Origin of the sequence: Micromonospora sp. NPDC006766 (assembly GCF_040636055.1) — a bacterium.
Classification (GTDB): domain Bacteria; phylum Actinomycetota; class Actinomycetes; order Mycobacteriales; family Micromonosporaceae; genus Micromonospora.
Genome location: NZ_JBEYIX010000002.1, coordinates 216,461 through 240,981 on the forward strand (window position 1 = coordinate 216,461; position 24,521 = coordinate 240,981).

The following is a 24,521-nucleotide window of genomic DNA, read 5'->3' on the forward strand; positions in this document are numbered from 1 at the left end:
CCCCGCTTCCGCGTCGCGTCTCAGGCGAGGAGCGGGTCAGCCCGCCGTCCACGACCGGAGCTTCTCCGGATTGCGTACCGTCCAGATGTTTCTGATCCGACCGGCTACGATCCGAAAGGCCAGCACCGTCACCGTGACGCCGTCCTGCTGGGCGATCAGACCGGGCTGGCCGTTGACCGTGCGCTCCAGGAACATCATGTCGGGCACCCGGCGGGCGATGTCGATGGCATAGCGCGCGACCTGCTCGCGGCCCTCGAGGGGCCGGGCCATGGTGCTGGCGAGGCCGCCTCCGTCGGCGACCACCGTGACATTCGGGTCGAGGAGGCCGACGAGGGCGTCAATGTCCTTGGCCTCCCAGGCCATCTTGAAGTCCCGGACGATGCCGGCCTGCTGGGCTGCCGGGGTCGCAGGCGCCTGCGACGCGCGGATCCGGCGACGGGCTGACGAGGCCAACTGTCGGCAGGCCGCCGGGGTACGGCCGACGATCTCGGCCACTTCGGCGAAGGAGTAGCGGAAGACGTCGTGCAGGACGAACGCGACGCGTTCGGCCGGGGTCATCGACTCGAGCACGACGAGGAACGCCATGCTGATCGACTCGTCGAGCGTGACCCGCTCGGCCGGGTCGACGGTGGCGCCGCCCGGCCGCCCGCTGAACCACTCGGTGCGATCGGGCAGCGGCTCGGGGACCCATTCCCCGACGTAGCGCTCCCGCCGAGCGCGGGCCGAGCCGAGCAGGTCGAGGCAGATGCGGCTGGCGACCGTCGTCAGCCAGGCGCCGGGGGATTGGATTGCTTCCCGCTGCCGCGGCGTCAGGGCGTACCAGCGGGCGTACGTCTCCTGCACGGCGTCCTCGGCCTCGGCCAGGGAGCCGAGCAGCCGGTACGCCAGATTGATCAGCTGACGGCGCTCCCTCATGATCGCACTCAGGCCCGGCCCGGATTGGTTGGTCATGTGTGCCGGCTCCCCTCGGTCGCCCATCGGATACGACGAGACACGGCACCGAACTGTGAGGCTGGCGCGCCGCCTCACATTCTCGGCGGCGGCGTCGTCGGGCTGTTGAGACAAGCCCACAGCTGGGAGGGAAACCCATGACCACCAAGCACGACGAACTCCTGTCGCGTCTGCCCGACCCAATGCAGTTCTTCCCCGAGATGGCCGCGATCGCCGGCGGCATGACCAAGGCCACGCTGAACGGTTCGATCCCGCAGACCACCATCAGCCTGGTACACCTTCGCGCTGGGCAGATCGTCGGCAGCACGTACCACACCGTCCGGCAGACCGGCGACCTCCGCAAGGCCGGGGAGGCCGAGGAGCGCATCACCGCAGTGGCATCGTGGCGGGACGCCCCCTACTTCACCGACGCCGAGCGGGTCGCGCTGGAGCTCGTGGAAGCCGTCCTCAGCCCGAACCCGCTCGGGGAGCGAGTCCCCGACGAGCTCTACGCAAGGGCAGCCGAGCACTACGACGACAAGGCGCTGTGGACGCTCACCCTGGCGATCAGCCAGATGTGTTTCTTCATCCCCGTCGCACTCATCGCCAAGCCGATCCCCGGCAAGGCCCCCGGAAAGAACTACCGCAACCACGCGTAAGGCCTTCTGCGGCCCCACCCAGAGCGAGGCGACACCTCCGACATGGGGGCAGCGGGTCGACAGGCTGTCAAGATCCAGACATAGTCGGCGATCTTCGTTGTCGGTGTGCGAGCCTGCGCGGAGCGATCGCTGTCCATAGTGGGCAGAGCGGTCGCGGGCAGGCGCGGTGGCGCCTGCGCTGAAGATGGCCGAGAAAGGGACATTTGGTGAAACGACCCAGGCCGGTGCGACAGCGGGCTACCGTGGCCCTGCTGACGGCTCTGCTGATGGGAGCAGCCGCTCTGCTGCAGGCGACCCCTGCACAAGCCGGCATCAATATCTGCGAGGGACCCACTCCGCCGCCGATCTGCGGCACGCCGCTGCCGCCGGACGAGCCCCCCGTCGGCGGCTTCGACTATTTGAAACGGGAAGGCGACTATCTGGTCGCGACCGGCTGGGCCCTCGATCCGGACACCCCCGACCCGATCAGCGTTCAGGTCACGTCGGACGGCGTTCGACCGATTACCGCGACCGCAGACCGCTGGGTGAACTGGCTCGGCCTGTGGTACCCGGGCCATGGTGACTATCACGGGTTTGTCGTCTACATTCCGGCGCGCGAAACCGAAGGTGACCAGAGGGTCTGCGTCACCGCCAACAACGTCGGGTCGCGCTACGTCCTGGGCACGAGCCTCGGCTGCAAGACGTACAAGGTCCTGCACGATCCGGTCGGTGAGCTCGCCGAGGTGACCCGTAACGGCGACACCGTGCGGGTGCGCGGCTGGGCCGCCGACCCGGACGACTGGATGTCGGCGATCGACGTCCGCATCTACCACGACGACGTTTTCGCCCGGTCGGTGACTGCCAACCTGGCCTACGCCCGAGAGGGAGAAGAGGGGCGGTGGCATGGCTTTGACGTGACCGACCTGCCAACGAACAAGAAGCACGGCACCCACACCGTCTGCGTCTACGGGATGAACCTTACGCCCGGCGGCCGGAACCCCCAGATCGGCTGTAAATCCTACGAGGTGGACAGCGGGCTCCGTCCGCCCACGATCCGACCGATCAAGGACTCCGAGATCACGTCCAAGACGATCAGCTTGAACTGGACGAACCACTCCACCAACCACACCGGCTACCGGATCGAACGTTCGGACGCCGGCGGGGCGTGGCGCGAGATTGTCCGCCTGCCGGCCTCGGCCCAGTCGTTCACAAGCCCCGGTCTGACGCCGAACACCCGGTACTGCTACCGGGTCATCGTGTACAACGCGGACGATGAGATGGCGGCGGAAACCTGTGCCACCACCCTGTACCCGCCGCTGCCCTGGGCCACCGACCTGAAGGTGACGGGTAGCACGGACAGCACCCTGACCGTGCAGTGGACCGACAACGCGGTCAACGAGGACTCGTACGAGGTGCTGTGGACGCCGGAGGCCCAGACGCCGTGGAAGTGGACGAGCGTGTCGGTGCCCGCCCGTGCCGGCACCGGTGGAACAATGAGCCACACGATCACCGGCCTTGCTCCATTCACTCAGTACCGCATCTGGATACAACCGATCAACCCCAGGTACGAACAGTCGGGGGGCCCGAATGTGTTGGGCTGGACCAGCGGCGCACCGAAGATCGTCACCGTCAACCCGTCCGTCCCCACCATCCAGGCCTGCACCAACACGCCGGTGTCGCTGACCTGGAAGACCACCGGCGCCACCCGGGTCGTGGTGAAGCGGGGCAATACGGTGCTCGTCGACCGGTCCCAGGCCGCGCCGGTGACCTGGGAGGACAGCGCCAACGTTGGCTCCTACGAGGGCAACGTCAGCCTCGACATCACGGCGCACGGCCCGGACGGGCGCACCGTGACGCAGAGCGTCTTCATTCCACGAGTGAGCACTGTCCAACTGGTGAGGAGCATCACGTGGACGAACATCGGCTATCACCAGCTGGAGGCCTGGTACTTCACCCCGGACGGCAGCCGGCTGCAAAAGATCGGCAACGTGGCACCCGGTCAACACATCGTCATCAGACCTGAACACTGTCTGCTCCGATACATCAAAATTATCGACCCGCAGACCAACCGCGTCGCATACGAGTATTGGCCATACGTCCTCGGCCACAATGAAGGCATAGACATGCCGGCTCTCATGGGCAGCTGACCGCGGTAGCGGCAGGTAGTCCGGCCGGAGGCGGAGAAACCCGCCTCCGGCCGGCTATGCCCGGCTACCCGCTACAGCTCAGCCGACGCCCGCGTACCCCGGTCAGCAGCACCTCCGGCCGGTAGGGTGCCGGGGGACGCCAGGACGGAGGTGAGCTGTCGATGACCGTTGGGCTCGCGGTGCCGCCCGCGGTCGAGGCGGAACGCGTCATCACCGCCGTGCTGGCCGACCTGCGCTCCGGCGCGCACCGGGGCGTGGTCGTCGACTCGCCGCCCGGCGCCGGCAAGTCCACCCTCGTGGTTCGCGCCGCCGTCGAGCTGGCCGCCGCCGGCGAGCCGTTGATCATCGTGGCGCAGACCAACGAGCAGGTCGACGACCTGATCGACCGTCTCGCCCGCACGGCCCCGCAGCTGCCCATCGGCCGGCTCTCCGCCACCGACTACCAGCCCGCCGAGCGGGTCGCGGCCCACGACACGGTCCGGGTCGCGGCCAAGGTCGCCGACCTCGCCGGGTCAGCCATGATCATCGGTACGGCCGCGAAGTGGGCCACGGTGAGCGAGGGCGTCTGGCCGTGGGCGATCGTCGACGAGGCGTACCAGATGCGCTCGGACGCCCTGCTGCGCGTGGCCGGCCGGTTCGAGCGGGCGCTGTTCGTCGGCGATCCCGGGCAGCTCGACCCGTTCTCCACCGTCGAGACCGTGCGCTGGACCGGCCTGAGCTGGGATCCGATGCAGTCGGCGGTGGCCACCCTGCTGCGGCACAACCCGGAGCTTCCCCTGCATCGGCTGCCGGTGTCCTGGCGGCTGCCCGCCAGCGCGGCGCCGGTGGTCGCGGAGGCGTTCTACCCGTTCACCGGGTTCCGGGCCGGCACCGGGCTCGCCGACCGGGCGCTGTCGCTCACCACCCCCGGCCCCGGCGACCAGCTGGACGCGACCGTGGAGCTGGCCGCCGCCACCGGGTGGGCGCTGCACGAGCTGCCGGCCCGGCACACCCCGCGTACCGATGGCGAGGCCGCGGCGGCCTGCGCGGCCCTCGCGCTGCGGGTGCTGGCGCGCGGCGCGGTCGCGGTCTCCGAGCAGGCCCCCGACGGCGCGGCGGTGACGGCGGACCGGATCGCCGTCGGCGCCGCCCACCGCGACCAGGTGGCGGCGATCCGCGCCCGGCTCGGCAGTGCCGGCGCGGGCATCACCGTCGACACCGCCAACCGGCTCCAGGGCCGGGAGTACGACGTGACGATCGTGCTGCACCCGCTGTCGGGGCGGCGGGACGCCACCGCGTTCCACCTGGAGTCGGGGCGGCTGTGCGTGCTCGCCTCCCGGCACCGGCACGCGTGCGTCGTGGTGGCGCGGGCCGGGATCGCCGAACTGCTCGACGCGCACCCGTCGACCGAGCGGGTGCACCTGGACGTGCCGGTGAAGTTCCCGGACGGCTGGGCGGCCAACCAGACCATGCTCACCCACCTCGCCGCGCTGGGCTGACCCCGGGCGGGTGAGAGAGCCCACCCGGCGGTGGCAGGTAAAGGGAGCCTTACCTTATTGTGGGCTGGTGGTACGACGACCTTCCGCCAGCCAGGTGTCACTCCTCGCCGACCTGCCCCGGGGCCACCGGGCCACGGTCGTCCGAGTTGCCGACGACGCCCACCCCGCTACCGCGCGTCGCCTGGAAGACCTCGGGTTCACCAGCGGCGTCGAGGTGGAGGTCGTCCGCCGCGCCCCGCTGCGTGACCCCGTCATCTACCGCGTCAAAGATTACGAACTCTGTCTGCGCCGAGCCCAGGCGCAGTGCGTGCTGATCCAAGAAGCCGCCTGATGGAGGCCGGATGCCACAGCGAGGGCACCCGCTCCGCCGTCGGCACCGCCCTGCCGCGCATCGCCCTCATCGGTAGCCCCAACGCCGGCAAGACCAGCATCTTCAACGCCCTGACCGGCATGCACGCCAAGACCGGCAACTACCCGGGCGTGACCGTGTCCCGGTACATCGGCAACACCCGGATCGGCGACCAGCGCTATGTGATCGAGGACCTGCCGGGCACCTACAGCCTCGAACCGATCAGCCCGGACGAGCAGGTCATGGTCGACGTCCTGCACGGCCGGCTGGACGGCGAGCAGTCCCCCGACGCGCTGCTCGTCACCGTCGACGCCACCACCCTGCGACGTTCGCTGCGCCTCGTCGCGCAGGTGCTGCGGCTCGGCCTGCCCACCTGCGTCGTGGTCACGTTCACCGACGAGCTCACCGGCCGGCAGGGCCACCTGGACGTCGAGGCGTTCGAGCAGGCCCTGGGCGTGCCGGTGCTGCGGGTGATCGGCAACCGCGGGCAGGGCATCGACCGGCTGCGCGACCGGATCGCGCAGTGGCGGACGTGGAACCTCCCGGCCCTGCCGCCGCCCGCCGAACCGGCCGAGACGGACGCCTGGGCGGAATCCGTGCTGACGTTCGCCGCGTACCGGGCCCCCGGGCGGCACCGCGTCACCCAGCGCGTCGACGCCGTGCTGCTGCACCCGATCTGGGGCAGCGTCGTGTTCTTCGCCGTGATGATGCTGTTCTTCCAGACCGTCTTCACCGTCGCCGCACCCCTGCAGGACTACGTCGAGACGTTCTTCGGCTGGCTGTCCGGGCTGGTCGCCGAGCACATCGGCAACCGCTGGGTGGCCGGGCTGCTCGGTGAGGCGCTGCTCGGCGGCATCGGCGCGGTCCTCGTCTTCGTGCCACAGATCGTGATGCTGTTCCTGCTGATCGCGCTACTCGAAGGCGTCGGCTACATGTCCCGGGCCGCGTTCCTCATGGACCGGGTGATGGCCCGCGCCGGCCTGGAAGGGCGCGCGTTCGTGGCGCTGCTGTCCTCGTTCGCCTGCGCCATCCCCGGCATCATGGCCACCCGTACGCTGCCCTCGGCCAAGGACCGGCTGGCCACGATGATGGCCGCGCCGCTGATGACCTGCTCGGCCCGCCTGCCCGTGTACGTGCTGCTGATCGGCCTGCTGGTGGACCCGCAGGCGCGCGTCGGGCCGTTCGGCGTGCAGGGCCTGGTCATGTTCGGCATGTACCTGCTCGGCGCGGTGTCGGCGATGGTCGCCGCCTGGGTCTTCAAGAAGATCGGCGACCGCCGGGGCGCGCTGATGCCGTTCTACATGGAGATGCCGCCGTACCGGCTGCCCTCGGTGCGGTCCGTCCTCGTCGCGATGGGCCACTCGGCGAAGTCGTTCCTGCGCAAGTGCACGACCATCATCGCCGTCACCACGGTCGCGCTCTGGCTGCTGCTGAACCTGCCCCTGCACTCCGACGCCGAACTGCGCGCACACGGAGTCGACCCGGGCGACTCGGCGGCCGTCGCCACCTACGTCACCGACCACAGCTACGCCGCCGCGGTGGGGCACTTCGTCGCGCCGGTGTTCGAACCGCTCGGCTTCGACTGGCGGATCAACGTCGGCGTCCTGTCGGCCCAGTCGGCGCGGGAGACGTTCGTCGCCACCCTCGGTCAGGTGGCCGCCGCCGACGACCCCGAGCAGCCGACCCAGGCGCTACGGTCGATGACCCACACGGACGGGCCCCACGCCGGTCAGGCCCTGTTCACCGCGCCCACCGTCGCGGCCCTGCTGGTCTTCTTCGCCTTCGCGATGCAGTGCATGGCCACCATCGGCGTCATGCGGCGGGAGACCGGCGGGTGGAAATGGCCGATGATCGCGTTCGGCTATCTGACCGGGCTGGCCTGGGTGATGGCCTACCTGGCCCGCACGGTCGTCGCACTGCTGGGCGGGTGAGGCGGTGCTGATCCCGATCCACCCCCAGCCCGTACCGGACCGGCCGGACCAGCTGCGCTGGATCACCCCCGGCGGCATCGTGCCCTTCCGTGGCGTCGCCGCGACGGTGCCGGACCCGCTCGGCGCACTGCTCCGCGACGGCACCCTCGACGAGGTACGGGTGGAGACGGCCGCCGTCGTGACCACCCTGGGTCCCGGTCGTACCTGGTCCGGTGAGGGCACCCGGGTCCGTTCGGCCCTGCACGCGGCCCTCGCCGACCCGGCCGGCTGGCAGCCGGCCGACGTGGCCGAAAAGCCCGACGACGCGCCACTGCGGGAGGCGGCGGAGGCCCTGCTCGACGGGGCGGTCGGTGAGTTCGCCCGCTCGCACGGCGGCCACATCGAGCTGGTCGACGTGCACGACGGCACGGTCACCGTACGCCTCGGCGGTGCCTGCCGCGGCTGCCCCGCCTCGCGGCTCACCCTGCGTCACCGCCTGGAGGAGCAACTCCGCCGCCGCCACCCGGACCTGGTCACGGTCACCGACGTGACCGCCCCTCCCCGCCCCGTGGATCATGGAGTTGCGGGGCCTTGAATGCCCGGAATGGGGCTTTTGTGAGGCGCCGCAACTCCATGATCGACGGGGCGGTCAACACGTCACGGGCGGTTAGAGGAAGTAGCGGAGGTAGATGTAGAGCCAGGCGATCAGGCAGCTCATGATCGTGACGATGATGCCGTAGCGGGTGAACTGCCAGAACGAGATGCGGTGACCGGTGCGGGCGGCGATGCCGATCGCCACCACGTTGGCGCTGGCGGCGACCGCCGTGCCGTTGCCGCCGAAGTCGGCGCCGAGGGCGAAGGCCCACCAGAGCGCCTGACCGGTTCGCGCGTCGGGCACCTCGGCCACCAGCCCTTCGACCACCGGGGCCATGGTGGCGACGTACGGGATGTTGTCGAAGAAGGCCCCCAGGACCGCCGAGCCGAACAGCAGCGCGGTCGCGGCGCCGAAGAAGTTGCCGTTCACCTGGCCGATCACCCACTCGCCGAACGTGCTGATCACGCCGGTGTGTACCAGGCCGGCGACCATCACGAACAGGCCCATGAAGAAGACCAGGGTGGGCCACTCGACCTCGTTGAGCACCTCGGTGACGTCCATCCGGGAGACCAGCAGCATCACCCCGGCGCCGACCATCGCCACCACCGACGGGTCGATGTGCAGCACGGAGTGCAGCGAGAAGGCGACCACCACCAGTCCGAGTACGACCAGGCAGCGCACCAGCAGCCGTACGTCGGTGATCGCCCGCCGCTCCTGCAGCGCCAGGACCGCGTTGACGTGTTCCGGGTTGTACCGGAACGACTTGCGGAACAGCACCCGGGTGAAGAGCACGAAGACCACGAAGATCACCCCGACGATCGGGGCCAGGTGCACCAGGAAGTCCGTGAAGGTCAACCCGGCACGGCTGCCGATGATGATGTTCGGCGGGTCGCCGATCAGGGTCGCGGCGCCGCCGATGTTGGAGGCCAGGATCTCGGCGATCAGGTACGGCTGCGCCGGGATGTGCAGCCGGTTGCAGACCACCACGGTCACCGGGGCGACCAACATGATCGTGGTGACGTTGTCCAGGAACGGCGACGCGACGGCGGTGATCAGCATCAGCATCACCATCAGCCGGTACGGCCGACCGGCCGACCGCTTCGCCGACCAGATGGCGAGGTAGTCGAAGAGGCCGGTCTGTTTCAACACCCCGACGATGATCATCATCCCGAGCAGCAGGAAGATGACCTCCCAGTCGACCCCCGCGTGCTGGGAGAACCACACGTCGGCCCCGGGTGCGAAGCCGACCACCAGCATCACGGCGGCGGCGACCAGCACCACCTTGACCTTGTCGATCTTCTCGGTGGCGATGAAGAAGAACGCCACCACGAAGATGACCAGCGCGGCGACGGCGCTCACCGGTCACCCTCCGACCGGCTCGTGCTCCCGCGCACGGGGATCAGACGTCCGGGTGGGCCACCGCGAATTCGGCGATCACCCGCTCCAGGGTGATCGCCCCGACCAGCACGCCGACGGCGTCGACCACCGCCACCAGCGGGCTGCGCTGCCGAGCCATCAGGGCGGCCACCTCCAGCAGCGTCCCGTCCAGGCCGACCGTGACCACCCGGGCCGGCTCCCGACGCAGGCAGTCGCCCACGGTCAGGTCGCCGAGTTCGTCCCAGTACTGGTCCGCGTGCGCCTCGTCGATGGCCCGGGCCAACGCCCGATCCGCCCGGTAGCTGTCGGGCACCGCCATCCGCAGCACCTGGGTGCCCGGTAACACCGCGCGCGGTCGACCCCGGTCGTCCACCACGATCAGGCCGGGCAACCGGCGTAGGGCCATCAGCCGGACCGCCCGGGCTACGGAATCCCGAACGGTCACCGTCGGTATTGTCACGGCGATCTGCTGTGCCTGCATTCCACCAACTCCCCGGACGTGGACCAATCTCCTGATACGCCGCGATCATGCGGACCCGCCCCGAAGGTCGGCGAACTGCCGTTCCAGGCTCGCCAGCCGGTCGGCCACCGAGGCGCTCTGCAGCACCGCGGCGACCTCGTCGGCCTCGTCAAGGTCCAGTTCGATGCGGTCGACCGGTACGTCCGGATCACCCGCCCCGTAACGGAGCAGCGATCGTCGGCCGGTCTGATACACCAGTACGCCGAAGCGCTGCCCACCCCGGGTCAGGAAGTGGTTGACGACGCCGACGCCGGAAACGCTGGTTCGGGTGATCTCCACTGGGGTCTCCTTCGGGTAGGGGCGGCTGGTCCCCATCAACGTTTCGGGAATCCGGCCGGCCCGACCATGGGGTCCGACACCCATCTCGACCGGGGCGGAACATGCAGGTGAACGGGGGTGTGAATGGGTGCTCGACCGGATGGACAAACCGGCCGCTCCCGGGCGAGGCTGGCCCGGTGACCAACACCGCTGACCGGGCAGCCCGCCCCGATCCTGGCCGCCGGGCGGAGCCCGGACGCCGGACGCCGGCCCAGGCGTTGTTCCGCCGGCTGGTCCTGCTGAACGGCCTGGTCTTCACGATCGGCACGCTCGTGCTCGCGCTCTCGCCGGCCACCGTCTCGTCGCTGGTACGGCTGGCCGAGATCCCGGTGCTGGCCGTCGGGCTGGCGCTCATCCTGACGGTGAACGCCCTGCTGCTGCGGGCCAGCCTGGCCCCGCTCGCCGCGCTGACCGCGCTGATGCGCCGGGTGGACCTGCTGCGCGGCGGAGACCGGCTGGTGGACTCCGGCAACGGCGACCTGGCGGACCTGATCGCGACGTTCAACGCGATGCTGGACCGGCTGGAGGCGGAACGCAGCGCCAGCAGCGCGGACGCGCTCGCCGCCCAGGAGGGGGAGCGGCAGCGGATCGCCCGGGAACTGCACGACGAGATCGGGCAGAGCCTCACGGTCGTGTTGCTCGGCCTCAAACGGGCCGTGGACCGGGCCCCGGACGAACTGCGCGACGAGCTGCACGCCGTACAGGAGACGCTGCGATCCAGCATCGACGACGTGGGACGGGTGGCCCGCCGGCTCCGGCCGGACGTGCTGGAGGATCTCGGGCTGCTCAGCGCGATGAACGCGCTGGCGACGGACTTCTCCCAGCTCAGTGGGGTGCCGGTGGTGCGACGGGCAAAGCCGGACCTGCCACCGCTGAGCCCGGAGAAGGAACTGGTGATCTACCGGATCGCCCAGGAGAGCCTGACCAACGTGGCCCGGCACGCCCGGGCCGGCCGGGTCGAGCTGTCGCTGCGGTCCGAGGCCGACGCGGTGGTGCTGCGGGTCGCCGACGACGGCCTCGGCGAGGTGAGCCGGGAGGGGGCCGGCATCCGAGGAATGCGGGAACGCGCAATGCTGATCGGGGCCCGGCTGTCCATAACCGCCGTGCCCGGCACCGGCACCGAGGTCCGGCTGACCGTTCCCGTCGACTCGGCGATGGAGAGAAAACGGGGGTGAGCGTGTCCACGACCAAGACCCGGATCATGCTGGCGGACGACCACGCACTGGTCCGGCGGGGGCTGCGCCTGATACTCGACGCCGAGCCCGACATGACGGTGGTCGCCGAGGCCGCCGACGGGGCGGAAGCGGTGGAGGAGGTCCGCCGGACCGAGATCGACCTGGCCATTCTGGACATCGCCATGCCGCGGATGACCGGCCTGCAGGCGGCCCGGGAGATTTCCCGACGAACCCCCGGCGTACGCATCCTGATGCTCTCGATGCACGACAACGAGCAGTACTTCTTCGAGGCGCTGCGGGCCGGTGCCTCCGGCTACGTGCTCAAGTCGGTTGCCGACCGGGACCTGCTGGAGGCGGTCCGGGCGGCGATGCGCGGCGAGCCGTTCCTCTATCCCGGCGCGATCACCGCGCTGATCCGGGACTACCTGCACCGGGCCCGGCAGGGCGAGAAGCTGCCGGAGAGCATCCTGACACCCCGGGAGGAGGAAATCATCAAGCTGATCGCCGAGGGGAATTCGGCGAAGGAGATCGCCGAGGCGCTGGTGATCAGCGTGAAGACGGTCGACCGGCACCGGGCCAACATCCTCCAGAAGCTCGGCATGCGGGACCGGATCGACCTCACCCGGTACGCGATCCGGGCCGGCCTGGTCGAGCCCTGAGCGGGCTCAGGTTGCCGTGCCGGCGTGGGGTCGCCCCGCCACGCCCCGGCGGACGGCCTCGGCGGCCAGCTGCGAACGGCGCCGGTCGTCGTTCGTGACCAGGCCGAACTTGTCGTAGAGGCGGGTCAGATGCTTCTTGACCGCGCTTTCGCTGACGCCCAGCGTGGTGGCCAGGCAACGCAGGGCCGGCGGCTCGGGGAAGGCGCTGCCACCGGCCAGATACGGATGGCAGAGCGCGTCCAGCACCTCCCGCTCCCGCCTGGTCAGCGCCGGGGGCGCGGGCGGCGGCTCGACGCCCACCGTCCGGGTGTCGGTGAGCTGCGCGGGGGCGTGGAACACCAGCCGGGCCGGGCCGATCTCCACCCGGTCACCGTCGCGCAGCGTGCGGGCCTCCCGCAGCGGCACCCCGTTGAGCGTCGTGCCGTTGGTGCTGCCCAGGTCGCGGATGACCCAGCCGGACGGGAACCGCTCGACCAGCGCGTGCAGGCGGGAGACGGTTCGGCTGTCGACCGGCAGATCGTTGTCGGGCGCCCGGCCGATGGTCAGCGTGTCCACCTGGAGCGGCACGAGTCGTACCGCACCCGTGCCGTGCACCTCGAAGTAGCCACCGGTCACCGGTCGCACCACGGCTCGGTGGTCGCGCCGGTCACCGCACCCGAGCGGGCCGCGGTCACCGTCGCCGAGGCGGTGACGCACTGCCCGGCCGACCGGTACGGCTCGGTCCACAGCTCGTACGGCTGCCCGGCCGCCCGCTGCCGGGTGCCGGGCCCGCCGGCTCGCAACGACACGTCGATCGTCCAGGTGCCGCCGTCGGTCGCCACGTTGTCCCGGTACTGCTTCCACACCCACACGTACGCCATGCTCGCGCGGCAGCTCGGCGACCAGTACTGCTTGACCGAGATGGCCCGCAGGCCGCCCGCGTACCCGTAGGCGGAGGAGCCGATTTGGTAGGCGTCGGCGTAGCAGGGCCCGGGCGGGGCGTCGTCCTGGCTGGCTCTGCGGGGCACCGCCGTGCCGGCGATCGCGGTGGTGAGCCGCCGGTCGGCCACGGTCAGTTCCAGCACACCCCGGACCGGCCCGATCGTCCTCGGGACGACCACGAGCCGCACCTCGCACCGGCCACCCGGACCGAGCCGGTGGTTTCCGCACCCGTCCGCGACGATCCGCAGCTCGTCCCGGGACCGCCGCTGCACCGACACCGTCCCCAACGAAACCGGGTGGTCGGTGCGGTTGCGGACGGTCACCACCTGCACCGCCGATTCGGAGTGCAGCGTCAGGTCACCCAGGACCAGCCGATGGGGCAGTGTGACCGGAGTGGACGCCGGCAGGGCCTGCGAGTATCCGGTGGCGAGCACCGCCGCCACGGTGGGCAGCAGCCCGACCGATCGGCGCAGCCCGTGCCGGCGTACGCCGGAAGGCTGCTCGACGGTCGCGGACAACGCGAGGGCCGCGCGCCGCCGCGCGGACAGTGACAGCGCCGGCGTGACCTCCCGGGCCGGCGGCGCGGCGACGTCCTTCGGCGCGGCCACGTCGCCGAGCACGAACGGGGTCATCGGCACCCCGGCCGCCGCCTGCGCCGCCCGCAGCTCCGCGGCGAACCCGGCCGCCGAATCCGGGCGGCGCGCCGGGTCCTTGGCCATCGCGCGCTCCAGCGCGGCGCACACCTCGTCCGGCACGCCAAGCGGGCGGAGGTCCGGCACCGGGTCGGCGGCGATCCGGCGCAGCAGTGCCGCGGGCTCCTCGTTCGCGGGGGCGAAGGCGGGTGCGCCGCGGATCCAGTGCAGCATCGTCGAGGCCAGCGCGTAAACGTCGGCGGCCACGGAGGCCGGCTCGCCCCGCAGCACCTCCGGCGCCGCGTGCAGCACGCTCGCGGTGACCGAGGCCCGCATCGTCGGCTGATCCGTCCGAGGCCGAGCCTGGCCGAAGTCGGCCAGCTTCACCTGCCCGTACCCGGAGATGAGGATGTTCTCCGGCTTCACGTCGCGGTGCAGGAGGCCCGCCCGGTGCGCGGTCTCCAGGGCACCGGCCACGGCGATCCCCCCGGCGACGGCCTCCCGCCAGTCACCCGCCGTGCCGCCGCGCAGCCGGTCGGCGAGAGAGCCGCCCTCCTCGTACGCCATCAGCAGGTACGGGTTGCCGGCGGCGGTGCGGCCGGCCTGGTGCAGGGTCACGATGTGCGGGTGGTCGGAAAGCCGCCCCAGCGTCTGCAACTCCCGCTCGAATCGGGCGCGGGACGGGCCCGCCCAGTCGGCGGCGAGCACCTTGACCGCGACCCAGCGGGAGTAGTCGGTCTGCCAGGCCCGGTAGACCACACCGAATCCGCCCCGCCCGACCTCGACCGCGTCGGTGCACCCGTCGACCCCGAGGGCGACGTCCGGGCCGGCGCCGGGATCCGGGCGGCTTGTCACGAACTGCTCACTGTGGACCATCGCCGTCGAATGCTACCGATAGGCCGCGACGTGATCATGTCCTGCGTCCGCCACCGCCACCGCGCAGGTAGCCGACATGGCGGCGGCCCGCGCCTTGAACAGGGCACGGACCGCCGCCACCATCAGGTCTTGTGGGCGGTTGATCGCCCGCTACCGTTTCGTCTGGCTCAGCCGCAGTGGACGCGGTCGTAGCCGGAGGATCCGCCGCCGCCGGACGTGTCGAAGGCGCCGTAGATGTCGATGCAGGTGTGCGGGGCGTAGATGTAGAGCGGCCCCGCGTACTGGGTGAAGTGCTGGCCCGGCTTGTGGCCGTCGCTCTGCCAGGTGCCGCCGCTCGGGCGGGCCGCGACGTAGATGTCCCAGGCGCTGCTGATGACGCTGTCGTTCGCGCGGCTCATCACGCAGTTGTAGCCGTTGGAGCTGTTGTAGTAGACGTCGATGTAGCCCCCGGTCCGGGTCCGCCAGTCGATGGGCCATGACTTCAGGAACGCGTAGGAGCTGCCGCAGACGTTCGTCCGCGGGATGGCGTTGGCCGGGCCGGCCGAGAGACCGACCAGGCCACTGGCGGCCAGCGCGACCGCGCCGAGCAGCGCGGCGGCGCGGGTACGGACGGTGCCGGCAGAGGTGCGGCTCAAGCTGGGCATGGGAGGTCCTTTCCCCTGGTTGAGGTCAGCAGACGGTGCTGGTCGAACCGCCCGTCCCGTTCAGGTAGCCGGTGACGTGGGTGCAGTGCATCCAGGTCGGGGCCGGAGCGCCCCACAGCTCGGCACGGGTGGTCTTCTTCAGCTCGCCGACCCCGTAGTCCGAGCCGCTGTTGGAGTGGTCGATGACGTGAACGTAGAGGTCCCAGTTCGAGTGGGTGTTGCGGTACTGCTCCCACACGTAGATGTAGGCGTAGTTGGCGCTGCAGCCGTAGTACTGCTTGACCGAGGCCGCCTCCATCCCGCCAACCGTCAGCACTCGGGTCGTGCCGATCTGACGGACGCTGGAGCAGCTCGCCGGCGTGCTGGCCAGCGCCGGGGACGCGTTGACCAGCACGGCGGCGCCGGCGGCGGCGACCGCGGTTGCGGTGGCGAGGGTACGGCGAAGCTTCGACATCAGGGGTCCTGCTTTCTCTGGTGATCCCGTCGCCACCGAGGAAACCAGGGCCGGAACGCGGTCGAAAGGTGACGAAGCGGGGAGGGTTTGGTCCCCGCCGACGCTGTTCTTGACGGAGCAGGTCGGCCCGTACAACCGTTTCCGTCCGGCGGCCGTCGGTAGGGGGGAAGTGACGGAGGTAACCGGATGCCCGACGTATCGGAACACTTCGCCGGACTGCTGCGCCAGCTCGACGACAACCCCGACCGGCCGTCCCGGGTGGACCTGGCCACGGCGATGCGCGAGGCGCGCCGTCGCCGGCGCAACCGGCGGACGATCACCGCCTCGGTCGCCGGCGTCGCGGCGGTGGCGGTGGCGGCGGTGCCGCTGGCCGTACGGGCCGATCGGCTGGCCGAGCAGGGTCCGCCGACGGCGGCGGGGACGTCGGCCAGCGCCAGCCTCTCGCCGACATCGTCCGGGCCGACCACCTGCACGGCGGAGCTGCTGCCCATCCCCCGGGGGGCCCGCATGAGCGAGGTCACCGGCGGCGACCCGACCGGCCGGTATCTGCTCGGCCGCTCCTACCAGAAACACGAGAACAGGAGCATCCCGTACACGATGATCATCTGGGACGGCGACCAGGCCCGCGAGGTGCGACTGCCCGGCACCGACCAGCTGCTGGCCGACATCAACCCGTCCGGCGTCGCCGTCGGTGTGGCGTACGCCGGCGACCGGCCGCAGCCGTACGTGGTGCGATCGGGCAAGGCCACCCGGCTGCCCGGGGTGGCGGCGGGCGCGGCCAAGGCGATCAGTGACGACGGCCGGATCGTCGGGGCTCGGCAGGATGGCGATCGGCAGCTGCCGGTGCTGTGGCCTGACCCGGACAAGCCCGCCGTCGACCTGCCGTTGCCCGGCCCGAAGTGGCAAGGGATCGCCATCGGCGTCGACACCGACGGCACGGTCGTCGGCCGGATCCAGGAAGGTTTCCAGGGCGCGATGCGGGCGGTCGTCTGGCGGTCCGGCGGGCAGCCCGAGCTGCTGCCGCTGCCGTCGGTCACCGGCGGTACGGCGATCGAGTTCCATCCGCAATCGTTTCAGGGCGGTTGGATCACCGGCACGGCGTGGCGGCCCGAGGGCGACGGGTCCGTACACGCGGTCCGCTACCAACTGGCCCGCGGCGAGTACGCGCCGGTGCCAGCCGATCTCATGACGTCCGCCGGCAACGGTCAAGGATGGATGGTCGGCCTGGTCGCCCCCAGGGACGCCGGACTGATCACCGACGAGGGGCTGGTGCGGCTGCCCGACCTCGGCCGGTTCGGCCCGGGCGCGGTGAGTGTCAGCGATGACGGGCAGGTGATCGGCGGCACGCTCGGCTCGGATTTTGACCGGAGCGGCATCGACGACCTGAGCGCGGTCCGCTGGCGCTGCCACTGACCGGCGCTCCGGTGCCCGGGGTGACACCCGCTTGGCGGGTTGTGGCCGGTGGTTGACCACAACCCGCCAGTCCATCCGGACGGCCCCGCTACGGGGCGGCGAGCGCCTCGGTCGGGGCGAGGCGGGCGGCGCGGATGGCCGGGTAGAGCCCGGCGAGCGCACCGATCAGCAGGGTGGCGGCCACCCCGCCGCCCACCGCCCACGCCGGCACCACCGTCGGCCACGACTGCGAGTACGCGTACCCGGCGGTCACCCCGCTGCCCAGCAGCACCCCGCCCAGCCCGCCGAGCGCGGACAGCAGCAGCGACTCCGCCAGGAACTGGATGCGCACCTGGCCACGGGTCGCGCCGAGCGAACGGCGCAGGCCGATCTCCGGGCGGCGTTCCAGCACCGAGATGACCATCGTGTTCGCCACCCCGACACCACCCACCAGCAGGGCGACCGCACCGAGGCCGAGCAGCAGCCCGGTGAACGCCTCGTCGGTGGCCTGCTTCGCGGCGAGCGCGTCGGAGGGCCGGGACACCTTCACCTCGTTCGGCGCCTCCGGGTTCGCCGTCGCGCCGAGCACCGCACGTACCGCCTCGACCGCCGTGTCGGCGGTGCGGGCGTACACGGTGGTCGGATGCCCGTCGAAGCCGAGATATGCCGCCGCCGCGTCCCAGCCCACCAGCGCGGACAGGTCCAGCTCCGGGGCCAGCGGCACGGGTGCCAGGATCCCCACCACGGTGAACCAGCGCGGGCCGAGCTGGACCTGCACGTCCGTCCCGGCGGCGCCGATGCCGAGCCGCCGCGCGGTGGTGGCGCCGAGCACCACCGCCGGGTAGCGGGCCGTGGCGGCGTTCAGCCAGGTGCCGCTGGTCAGCTCTAACCCGACGGTGTCGCGCAGCTCCAGGCTGGTCGCCCGGGCGGCGATCCCCCCGCTCTCGCCTCGGGAGATCAGATCCGACCGGTACACCCGCGCGTCGCTCAGCAGCCCGGTCGCGGCGACCGTCCGCACCGGCCCGATCCGCCCGATCATCGCCACCGACTCGGTCGGCAGTTGGGCGTCGCCGCCGAAGAGCCCGCTGCCCGGGGCGACGGTGAGCAGGTTGGTGCCGAGCGCGGCGAGCGTGCGGTCCAGCTCCGCCCGGGACGACGCGGAGATCCCGACCACCGAGACCATGGCGGCGATCCCGATCGCGATGCCCAGCGCGGACAGCACGGCCCGCAATGGTCGGGTACGCAGCCCGACCCCGCCGACCCGCAGGACGTCCCGTGGCCGCAGCCGGGCGGGTACCAGTCTGGTCATGCCGGCACCCCCACGGAACGCTGGTCGGCCACGATCCGGCCGTCACGCATCTGCACCCGCCGGGGCAGCTGGGCCGCGATCTCCAGATCGTGGGTGATCACCACGATGGTGGTCCCGGCCGCGTGCAGCTCGCGCAGCAGCGCCAGCACCCCGGCACCGGAGGCCGAGTCCAGGTTGCCGGTCGGTTCGTCCGCCAGCAGCAGCGCGGGCGCGCCGACGACCGCGCGGGCGATCGCCACCCGCTGCCGCTCGCCGCCGGACAGTTCGTGCGGCCGGTGGTCGAGCCGGTGTCCCAGCCCGACCCGGACCAGCGCGGCCTCCGCGCGCCGCCGCCGCTCCCGCAGGGGTACGCCCGCGTAGAGCAGCCCGTCGGCCACGTTGTCCCGGATCGGCACGTTCGCGGCGAGGTGGAACTGCTGGAAGACGAAGCCGATCCGGGAGGACCGGAGCGCGGAGAGCTGCCGGTCACCGAGCTTCGCCACGTCGTACCCGTCGATGCGTACCCGCCCGGTCGAGGGCCGGTCCAGGGTGCCGATCAGGTGCAGCATGGTCGACTTGCCCGACCCGGACGGGCCGACGATCGCGACCAGCTCGCCGTGCCCGATGGTCAGCGACACCCCGTCGAGGGCCCGTACGCCACCGGGGTAGACCTTGCTCACCTCGGCCAGCTCGACCACCGCGTCGCCGGTCACGTGGGCATCCCCACTGTCGCCCCCTCGGCGAGCCCCGCACCGGTGACCTCCACCCGGCCGGCGGCGAACAGCCCGGTCTCGACCGCGATGATCCGGGTGGTGTCGCCCTCGACCAGCTGCACGCCGTAGCCGCCCTCGGCCAACGCCAGCAGCGCGGCGACCGGCACGGTGAGCACGTCCCGACGCTCGGCGGCGGTGAAGGCCACCTTGGCCGAGGCCTGGTCGAAGCCGGTCAGCGCCTTCGGGTCGGCCACGGTCACGGTGACCTCGATCTTGGTCTCCGGGTCGCTGCCGCCGCCCGGCCCGCCGCCGCTGCCGGTCTCGATCACCGTCTCCGTTTCGGTGATCGTGCCGGGCACCTCCTTGCCGTTGGGCAGCGTGACGCTCACCTTGGCGCCCTGCTTCGCCAGCCGCTCGTCGTCGACCTTGAGGGAGACGGTCACCACCCGCGCGGTGCCCGTGTACGTGAGTACCGCCTGGCCGGGCTGCGCTGGGTCGCCGACGTCCGCCTGCTGGCTGTTCACCCGGACCGCGTTGTCGGCGTAGATCACCCGGCCCAGCTCGACCCGGCCGGTCTCGGGCAGGCCGAGGTCCTTCTGCCAGTGCCGCACCGCCGTCGCGGTGGCCGAGGTGTACTCGTTGTCGACGGTGAAGCCGGTGTAGCCGAGCGCCTCGAGGTTCCGTTCGAGCTGCCGCACGTCGGCGCCGGACATGCCGGGACCCAACGTCCGATACGCCGGCAGCCGCCCGTACAGCAGCACCACCTTTTCGTTGTCGACGCTGAACAGCGGCTTGCCCCGGCTGACCTGACTGCCGGTGGCGGCCAGCGAGGTGATCGTGCCGGGCACCCGCGCCGTCGCGGTGCGCGCGGCGCCGTAGCCGAGGGTCCCGTCGAAGCTCTCCGTGTCGACCAGGGTCTGGCGGGTGACCTGCGCGGTCGCCGGCGGCAGGCCGCCGCTGGCCGCCGTACCCACGGTGCGACCGTCGGCTCCGACGGCGACCGCGACGCCCGCGGCGGCGGCGACCACCACCGCGACGGCGACCACCAGCGGGGTACGTTTCCTCACGCTCACTGGGTCCTCTTCATCATCAGCGGGGTGTCGCCCTGTCGGCACTTCTCCAGCGCGGCCTGCCCGGTCGGGCTCTGCGGGTCGAAGCCGGCGTCGCCCTTGAGTTCGAGGGCCCCGTCCGGGCCCGGGTCCGGGAAGTTCGGCACCCCGTTCTCCCGCATGCACCGGGCGAGCGCGCGCACCTTCTCCACCTGCTCCGGGTCGAGCTTCATCGGCTTGCCCCCGTTGGGCATCAGGCTGCGGCACTTCTCCATGGCCGCCTGCGCCTTCTCCCGGTCCTGCTGCCCGCCCGGGATGCGGATGCGGAACCCGCCGCCCTCGCCGGGCTCCGGGTCCGGGAAGTCCGGCATCCCGTTCTCCCGCATGCACTTGGCGAACTCGCGCTGCCGGTCCTCGTCGTTGACCTGTGGGACGCTGGCGCTGGGCGAGGCGGCGGTCGCACCGCCACCAGCCGTGGCCACCTGGTTCCCGTCCTGGTCGGCGCGGGCGCAGCCAGCGGTCGCCAGCCCGAGCAGCAGGGGCAGGACGAGCAGTGTGCCCGACATTCGTCGGCGCATGGCACAACTCCTTCCTCGTGGCCGGCGCGGCTCGCCGGCCAATACGGACGAGTTGACCCCGGCGGCGGTATCCGGGGCGTAACCGTCGGCGTTAACGGCGGCGTTACCAGCGACCGCGTCACCATGGGGCGGTGCGAGTACTTGTGGTCGAGGACGAGACGCTGCTGGCCGACTCCATCGCCGAGTGGCTGCGCCGGGAGGCGTTCGCGGTGGACGTCGCGTACGACGGGGACGCGGCGCTGGAACGCCTCGGCGTCACCGACTACGACGTGGTGGTGCTCGACCGGGACCTGCCGGTGGTGCACGGCGACGACGTCTGCCGGGCGGTGATGGACAGCGGCGGCGAGACGCGGGTGCTGATGCTGACCGCCGCCGCGGCCGTCCGTGACCGGGTGGCCGGCCTGGCCCTGGGCGCCGACGACTACCTGGTGAAACCGTTCGCGCTGGTCGAGCTCTCCGCGCGGGTGCACGCGCTGGGCCGCCGGGCCCGGCCGGCCGCTCCGCCGAAGCTGAGCCGGGCCGGGATCGTCGTCGAACCGGCCCGCCGGGAGGTCCACCGCGACGGCCGGTACGTCGCGCTGTCCCGCAAGGAGTTCGCGGTGCTGGTCGAGCTGATCCGGGCCGGCGGGGCGGTGGTCTCCGCCGAGGAACTGCTGGAGCGTGCCTGGGACGAGCACATCGACCCGTTCACCAACGTGGTACGGGTGACGATGATGAAGCTGCGCCGCAAACTCGGCGACCCGCAGGTGATCGAGACGGTGCCGGGAGTGGGGTATCAGATTCCGTGAAGCGACTGACCATTCGCGCCCGCCTGACCCTGGTGCACGGCGGCCTCCTGCTGCTCGCCGGCCTGATCCTGCTCGGCGTGACCTACGTGTTGGTCGACCAGCGGATGCGGGAGCCGCTGACCGGCGTCTTCGCCCGCGCCCAGGTCATCCAGACCGGGCCGGTCAGCAAGCTGACCGGCCCGACAGGCGCGGCCGAGCAGGTGCGGATCCTGCTCCAGGAAGCCCAGGACGAGGCGAAGCGCACCGCGTTGGAGTCCCTGCTTACCCAGGGCGGGTTCGCGCTGCTGTTGATCTCGGCGGTCGCCCTCGGCTTCGGCTGGCTGATCGCCGGGCGGGCGTTGCAGCCGCTGCACCAGATCACCGGCACCGCCCGCCGGATCGCCGCCGGCGCGGCCGGGCGGGGCCTGCACGAGCGGATCGCGCTGCGGGGCCCCCGGGACGAGGTGAAGGAGTTGGCCGACACGTTCGACCTGATGCTGGAACGACTCGACCGGTCTTTCGACGGGCAGCGCCGGTTCGTGGCGAACGCGTCGCACGAGCTGCGTACGCCGCTGGCGCTCAACCGGTCGCTGCTGGAGGTGGCGATGTCCCGGCCGGGCGCCCCCGCCGAGCTGCGGCAGCTCGGCGAGACCCTGCTGGCGGTCAACGAACGCCACGAACGGCTCATCGACGGGCTGCTCACCCTGGCCGACTCCGAGCAGCAGGTCGTCGACCGTACCCCGGTGGACCTCGCCGAGATCGCCGGTCACGTCCTCGACCAGGCGGCCGGCGCGGTGGAGTTGGCCGTACGCCGGCGGCTCGCGCCCGCCCCCACGGCCGGCGACCCGGTGCTGCTGGAACGGCTGACGCACAACCTGGTGGAGAACGCCGTCCGGCACAACCTGCCGACCGGCGGCGAGATCGAGGTCAGCACCGGCGCCTTCGACGGCCGCGCCACCCTGGTGGTCGTCAACACCGGCCCCGTGGTGCCCAGCTACGACATCGAGACGATCTTCCAGCCGTTCCGTCGGCTACGCCACGAGCGGGTGGCCGCCCGCCGACCCGACGACCGGGCCGGGGCCGCGCGCGGCTTCGGGCTCGGCCTGTCGATCGTGCGGGCGGTGGCCCAGGCGCACGGTGGTGCCGTGCACGCCCAACCTCGCAACGGTGGTGGACTCGTCGTGACGGTGACCCTGCCAGCCCTGGGTGCGATGCGGCCTCGGCGAGCATGAGTGACCAGCACGTGAGCGCCCGCTCACGCCACCGTTGATCACCGGCATTTCTGTCCGACTCCCGTCAGGTAGCGGGTATCAATTGATCGGGTTCTGTCGATAGCGTCAGGTCACTGGCCGTCGACGAAAGGCCGACGATGAACCACAACGGACACCCGTTCTCGCGCCGGCGACTTCTCGCCGGGGCGGCGGCGGCCTCGGCGGTCACCGTGACCGGCGTGGCTGCCACCTCGACCGCCGCCGCGGCGAGCCCCACCCACGCCCCCACCCCGCTGGTCACCCAGGGCCGGATCGGCTCCGCCGTGCTCCACGCGCCGGGTGGCGGTCCGACCGCCGCCCGCTTCCAGGCCGACTTCCACGACCGGCTCGTCTCCTGGCTCGCCTTCTGGTCGGCGAACTCACCCGCCGCCTGGAGCACCCCGGTCCAGATCGAGGCCCGGGTGGACCGGTCCGGCGACACGCTCACCCTGCACGCCATCCGCTACCGGCGCAACGACGAACTGCACGACGGGTTCGCCGCCGGCCGGGTGGACGGCAGCCACTGGGCGGCCCTGGCGAGCCTGCACCACCACTTCCCGGTCGTGACCCCGCTGGCCGGCGGCGCGATCCAGGTCGGCGACGGGGTCGCCGGCTTCACCGGATCACCCACACAGGTGGCCTTCGCGGTCGCCGCGTGCCGACAGCTCTGGGGCGACCCCGCGGCCACCGCCGCCGGCTGGCACGAGCACGCCGGCCGTGCGCTCGCTCGGGCCGGGCAGCGGGCCGACGTCGCCTCCCGCGCCGGCTGGGCGACCTTCACCCGTTCCAGCCTGCGCCGCGGGCTGGGCACCGATTCGTACGAATGACCGGAGGTAACACATGTCCCGAAGCGAATTCCGGTTCGTGGTCGATGGCATCGAGTTGAACGACGAGCAGCAGAGTCTCATCGCCCGCGAGATCCAGAAGGCCGGCCTGGCCGCCCTCGGCGCCGCCAACGCCAAGGTGAGCGGCCTGCTCACCGTCGGCCACGGCATCCCCGAGCTCCGCCCCGAGTGGTACGGCCTCTGGGCGATCGGCGGCCCCAACGCCAAGGAGCTCGGCCAGAAGATCAACGACATCGGGTTCTGGATGCGATGACCGACGCTGCCCGTCGGGCCGACCTGCCGGAGCGGATGTGCCCGAGCACGCCCGTGGCCAACGCCACGGTCTTCCTCGGCATGATCACTCCGGCGGGCCGGGTCGCCTACGTCACGCCGTCAACGCCGGCCGACGTCGCCCTCGCCGCGGTCGACGCCGACTCCGACGCCCCGATCGAATCCCGCTACCGGCTCGCCGGACCCTGCGTCACCTCGTCCTGCGGGTTCTGGACCGGCGACCACTGTGGGCTGGGCGCCCGGCTGACCGAGTCGTACCGGGAGGCCGTCGACCCGGCCGAGGTGGAGCTGCCGAAGTGCGCGATCCGGCGTACCTGCCGGTGGTTCGCCGAACAGGGCCCGGCGGCCTGCCCGGCCTGTTCGCACGTGGTCACCGACTCCCGCTGACCCGGCTGGTGTCCGCCGCGCCCACTTTCCACAGCGCTTCCACAGGCTTCCGACACGCTGGGCGCAGTCGATCTCGAACTCGGCCGGGGATGGGCGGATGATCAAGCTCAGCACCGTGCGGCAGGGGGGCCGGGCGACCCTCTGCGTGGGCGGCCACAACGTCAGCTACCGGTCGCTGTACCAGCACGACGACCGTGTCCTGGCGCGGCGCGACCACCTGCTCAGCGGGCTGCCGCAGCGAACGTTCGACGCCGAGGTGAGCCCGTCGCGGCGACGGTGGTCAGCGTGACATCGAACGAGGTCGACGAGGAGGACGCGGACCGAGCGTACGCGACGTCCAGCCTGACGGTGCCGCACCT

The 24,521-nt window shown here is 71.7% G+C and carries 27 protein-coding genes; 15 read left to right on the forward strand and 12 right to left on the reverse strand.

The genetic code is table 11. The features are described from left to right. Nucleotides 1-36: 36 nt before the first annotated feature. The gene (gene sigJ, locus ABZ671_RS04755; protein WP_357851233.1) at nucleotides 37-915 is read right to left on the reverse strand and encodes an RNA polymerase sigma factor SigJ; all 879 of its coding nucleotides are present in this window, start codon (nucleotides 913-915) and stop codon (nucleotides 37-39) included. Between the two features lie 173 nt (nucleotides 916-1,088). On the opposite strand from sigJ, the gene ABZ671_RS04760 reads away from it, so the two are divergent. The 6 genes from ABZ671_RS04760 to ABZ671_RS04785 all read left to right on the forward strand — a co-directional run bounded on the left by ABZ671_RS04760 (nucleotide 1,089) and on the right by ABZ671_RS04785 (nucleotide 8,047). After that, nucleotides 1,089-1,589, forward strand: coding sequence for a carboxymuconolactone decarboxylase family protein (locus ABZ671_RS04760; protein WP_357851236.1), 501 nt, complete (start codon nucleotides 1,089-1,091; stop codon nucleotides 1,587-1,589). Nucleotides 1,590-1,795: 206 nt separating this feature from the next. Beyond that, a complete protein-coding gene (locus ABZ671_RS04765; protein ID WP_357851239.1) occupies nucleotides 1,796-3,715 on the forward strand; it encodes a fibronectin type III domain-containing protein in 1,920 nt (639 codons plus the stop codon). 161 nt (nucleotides 3,716-3,876) lie between these two features. Further along, nucleotides 3,877-5,193: an AAA family ATPase gene (locus ABZ671_RS04770; protein ID WP_357851242.1), complete on the forward strand. Its 1,317-nt coding sequence runs from the start codon at nucleotides 3,877-3,879 to the stop codon at nucleotides 5,191-5,193. Between the two features lie 112 nt (nucleotides 5,194-5,305). Then, complete coding sequence (locus tag ABZ671_RS04775; RefSeq protein WP_357851730.1) at nucleotides 5,306-5,524, forward strand: FeoA family protein; 219 nt, start codon at nucleotides 5,306-5,308, stop codon at nucleotides 5,522-5,524. After that, a complete protein-coding gene (locus tag ABZ671_RS04780; protein ID WP_357851244.1) occupies nucleotides 5,524-7,473 on the forward strand; it encodes a ferrous iron transporter B in 1,950 nt (649 codons plus the stop codon). The genes ABZ671_RS04775 and ABZ671_RS04780 overlap by 1 nt, the downstream gene beginning before the upstream one ends. A gap of 7 nt (nucleotides 7,474-7,480) precedes the next feature. Next, nucleotides 7,481-8,047 carry a NifU family protein gene (locus ABZ671_RS04785; RefSeq protein WP_357851733.1) on the forward strand — a complete coding sequence of 189 codons (567 nt, stop codon included), beginning with the start codon at nucleotides 7,481-7,483 and terminating at the stop codon, nucleotides 8,045-8,047. Between the two features lie 72 nt (nucleotides 8,048-8,119). On the opposite strand, the gene ABZ671_RS04790 is transcribed toward ABZ671_RS04785, so the two are convergent. The 3 genes from ABZ671_RS04790 to ABZ671_RS04800 form a co-directional block, all read right to left on the reverse strand. After that, a complete protein-coding gene (locus tag ABZ671_RS04790) occupies nucleotides 8,120-9,406 on the reverse strand; it encodes an ArsB/NhaD family transporter (RefSeq protein WP_357851247.1) in 1,287 nt (428 codons plus the stop codon). A 40-nt stretch (nucleotides 9,407-9,446) separates the two neighbouring features. Then, nucleotides 9,447-9,869, reverse strand: a complete 423-nt coding sequence (locus ABZ671_RS04795; protein WP_357851250.1) for a CBS domain-containing protein — start codon at nucleotides 9,867-9,869, stop codon at nucleotides 9,447-9,449. Between the two features lie 81 nt (nucleotides 9,870-9,950). Beyond that, on the reverse strand, nucleotides 9,951-10,223 hold the full coding sequence (locus tag ABZ671_RS04800) for a hypothetical protein (protein ID WP_357851253.1): 273 nt from the start codon (nucleotides 10,221-10,223) through the stop codon (nucleotides 9,951-9,953). A gap of 176 nt (nucleotides 10,224-10,399) precedes the next feature. Between ABZ671_RS04800 and ABZ671_RS04805 the strand changes: the two genes are divergently transcribed. Together ABZ671_RS04805 and ABZ671_RS04810 are read left to right on the forward strand one after the other, a co-directional pair. Beyond that, nucleotides 10,400-11,437, forward strand: coding sequence for a sensor histidine kinase (locus ABZ671_RS04805; RefSeq protein ID WP_357851256.1), 1,038 nt, complete (start codon nucleotides 10,400-10,402; stop codon nucleotides 11,435-11,437). After that, the gene (locus tag ABZ671_RS04810; protein ID WP_357851259.1) at nucleotides 11,434-12,096 is read left to right on the forward strand and encodes a response regulator transcription factor; all 663 of its coding nucleotides are present in this window, start codon (nucleotides 11,434-11,436) and stop codon (nucleotides 12,094-12,096) included. Before ABZ671_RS04805 ends, ABZ671_RS04810 begins: the two co-directional genes overlap by 4 nt. Nucleotides 12,097-12,102: 6 nt before the next feature. On the opposite strand, the gene ABZ671_RS04815 is transcribed toward ABZ671_RS04810, so the two are convergent. From ABZ671_RS04815 to ABZ671_RS04830, 4 genes are all read right to left on the reverse strand, one after another. After that, nucleotides 12,103-12,711, reverse strand: coding sequence for an FHA domain-containing protein (locus tag ABZ671_RS04815; RefSeq protein ID WP_357851262.1), 609 nt, complete (start codon nucleotides 12,709-12,711; stop codon nucleotides 12,103-12,105). Next, nucleotides 12,708-14,525, reverse strand: coding sequence for a protein kinase (locus ABZ671_RS04820; RefSeq protein WP_357851265.1), 1,818 nt, complete (start codon nucleotides 14,523-14,525; stop codon nucleotides 12,708-12,710). Before ABZ671_RS04820 ends, ABZ671_RS04815 begins: the two co-directional genes overlap by 4 nt. Nucleotides 14,526-14,692: 167 nt before the next feature. After that, entirely contained in the window at nucleotides 14,693-15,169 is a 477-nt protein-coding gene (locus tag ABZ671_RS04825) for a hypothetical protein (RefSeq protein WP_357851268.1), read from the reverse strand. Nucleotides 15,170-15,194: 25 nt separating this feature from the next. Continuing rightward, complete coding sequence (locus tag ABZ671_RS04830) at nucleotides 15,195-15,623, reverse strand: hypothetical protein (RefSeq protein WP_357851271.1); 429 nt, start codon at nucleotides 15,621-15,623, stop codon at nucleotides 15,195-15,197. A 186-nt stretch (nucleotides 15,624-15,809) separates the two neighbouring features. On the opposite strand from ABZ671_RS04830, the gene ABZ671_RS04835 reads away from it, so the two are divergent. Beyond that, nucleotides 15,810-17,036, forward strand: a complete 1,227-nt coding sequence (locus ABZ671_RS04835; protein ID WP_357851274.1) for a hypothetical protein — start codon at nucleotides 15,810-15,812, stop codon at nucleotides 17,034-17,036. An 88-nt stretch (nucleotides 17,037-17,124) separates the two neighbouring features. Here the strand turns inward: ABZ671_RS04835 and ABZ671_RS04840 are convergent, their stop codons facing one another. From ABZ671_RS04840 to ABZ671_RS04855, 4 genes are read right to left on the reverse strand one after another with little or no spacing between them, the layout of a single operon-like run. Then, nucleotides 17,125-18,324, reverse strand: a complete 1,200-nt coding sequence (locus ABZ671_RS04840; RefSeq protein WP_357851277.1) for an ABC transporter permease — start codon at nucleotides 18,322-18,324, stop codon at nucleotides 17,125-17,127. Further along, nucleotides 18,321-19,001, reverse strand: coding sequence for an ABC transporter ATP-binding protein (locus tag ABZ671_RS04845; protein ID WP_357851736.1), 681 nt, complete (start codon nucleotides 18,999-19,001; stop codon nucleotides 18,321-18,323). Before ABZ671_RS04845 ends, ABZ671_RS04840 begins: the two co-directional genes overlap by 4 nt. 11 nt (nucleotides 19,002-19,012) lie before the next feature. Further along, complete coding sequence (locus ABZ671_RS04850; RefSeq protein ID WP_357851280.1) at nucleotides 19,013-20,083, reverse strand: peptidoglycan-binding domain-containing protein; 1,071 nt, start codon at nucleotides 20,081-20,083, stop codon at nucleotides 19,013-19,015. A gap of 2 nt (nucleotides 20,084-20,085) precedes the next feature. Continuing rightward, entirely contained in the window at nucleotides 20,086-20,643 is a 558-nt protein-coding gene (locus tag ABZ671_RS04855) for a hypothetical protein (protein WP_357851283.1), read from the reverse strand. Nucleotides 20,644-20,774: 131 nt separating this feature from the next. Between ABZ671_RS04855 and ABZ671_RS04860 the strand changes: the two genes are divergently transcribed. The 6 genes from ABZ671_RS04860 to ABZ671_RS04885 all read left to right on the forward strand — a co-directional run bounded on the left by ABZ671_RS04860 (nucleotide 20,775) and on the right by ABZ671_RS04885 (nucleotide 24,451). Then, entirely contained in the window at nucleotides 20,775-21,431 is a 657-nt protein-coding gene (locus tag ABZ671_RS04860; RefSeq protein WP_357851286.1) for a response regulator transcription factor, read from the forward strand. After that, nucleotides 21,428-22,642 carry a HAMP domain-containing sensor histidine kinase gene (locus ABZ671_RS04865; protein ID WP_357851289.1) on the forward strand — a complete coding sequence of 405 codons (1,215 nt, stop codon included), beginning with the start codon at nucleotides 21,428-21,430 and terminating at the stop codon, nucleotides 22,640-22,642. Before ABZ671_RS04860 ends, ABZ671_RS04865 begins: the two co-directional genes overlap by 4 nt. 137 nt (nucleotides 22,643-22,779) lie before the next feature. Further along, nucleotides 22,780-23,487, forward strand: coding sequence for a hypothetical protein (locus ABZ671_RS04870; RefSeq protein ID WP_357851292.1), 708 nt, complete (start codon nucleotides 22,780-22,782; stop codon nucleotides 23,485-23,487). Nucleotides 23,488-23,500: 13 nt separating this feature from the next. Continuing rightward, entirely contained in the window at nucleotides 23,501-23,758 is a 258-nt protein-coding gene (locus tag ABZ671_RS04875; RefSeq protein WP_357851295.1) for a hypothetical protein, read from the forward strand. Continuing rightward, entirely contained in the window at nucleotides 23,755-24,162 is a 408-nt protein-coding gene (locus ABZ671_RS04880; protein WP_357851298.1) for a hypothetical protein, read from the forward strand. Before ABZ671_RS04875 ends, ABZ671_RS04880 begins: the two co-directional genes overlap by 4 nt. A 97-nt stretch (nucleotides 24,163-24,259) precedes the next feature. Next, a complete protein-coding gene (locus ABZ671_RS04885) occupies nucleotides 24,260-24,451 on the forward strand; it encodes a hypothetical protein (RefSeq protein WP_357851301.1) in 192 nt (63 codons plus the stop codon). The last annotated feature ends 70 nt before the right edge of the window (nucleotides 24,452-24,521 follow it).

Bases quoted from the DNA above. Each gene is read 5' to 3' on its own strand.
- sigJ (WP_357851233.1), bottom strand. From the start codon at position 915: ATGAGGGAGCGCCGTCAGCTGATCAATCTGGCGTACCGGCTGCTCGGC.
- ABZ671_RS04760 (WP_357851236.1), top strand. From the start codon at position 1,089: ATGACCACCAAGCACGACGAACTCCTGTCGCGTCTGCCCGACCCAATG.
- ABZ671_RS04770 (WP_357851242.1), top strand. From the start codon at position 3,877: ATGACCGTTGGGCTCGCGGTGCCGCCCGCGGTCGAGGCGGAACGCGTC.
- ABZ671_RS04780 (WP_357851244.1), top strand. From the start codon at position 5,524: ATGGAGGCCGGATGCCACAGCGAGGGCACCCGCTCCGCCGTCGGCACC.
- ABZ671_RS04820 (WP_357851265.1), bottom strand. From the start codon at position 14,525: ATGGTCCACAGTGAGCAGTTCGTGACAAGCCGCCCGGATCCCGGCGCC.
- ABZ671_RS04825 (WP_357851268.1), bottom strand. From the start codon at position 15,169: ATGCCCAGCTTGAGCCGCACCTCTGCCGGCACCGTCCGTACCCGCGCC.
- ABZ671_RS04830 (WP_357851271.1), bottom strand. From the start codon at position 15,623: ATGTCGAAGCTTCGCCGTACCCTCGCCACCGCAACCGCGGTCGCCGCC.
- ABZ671_RS04835 (WP_357851274.1), top strand. From the start codon at position 15,810: ATGCCCGACGTATCGGAACACTTCGCCGGACTGCTGCGCCAGCTCGAC.
- ABZ671_RS04840 (WP_357851277.1), bottom strand. From the start codon at position 18,324: ATGACCAGACTGGTACCCGCCCGGCTGCGGCCACGGGACGTCCTGCGG.
- ABZ671_RS04855 (WP_357851283.1), bottom strand. From the start codon at position 20,643: ATGCGCCGACGAATGTCGGGCACACTGCTCGTCCTGCCCCTGCTGCTC.
- ABZ671_RS04870 (WP_357851292.1), top strand. From the start codon at position 22,780: ATGAACCACAACGGACACCCGTTCTCGCGCCGGCGACTTCTCGCCGGG.
- ABZ671_RS04875 (WP_357851295.1), top strand. From the start codon at position 23,501: ATGTCCCGAAGCGAATTCCGGTTCGTGGTCGATGGCATCGAGTTGAAC.
- ABZ671_RS04880 (WP_357851298.1), top strand. From the start codon at position 23,755: ATGACCGACGCTGCCCGTCGGGCCGACCTGCCGGAGCGGATGTGCCCG.
- ABZ671_RS04885 (WP_357851301.1), top strand. From the start codon at position 24,260: ATGATCAAGCTCAGCACCGTGCGGCAGGGGGGCCGGGCGACCCTCTGC.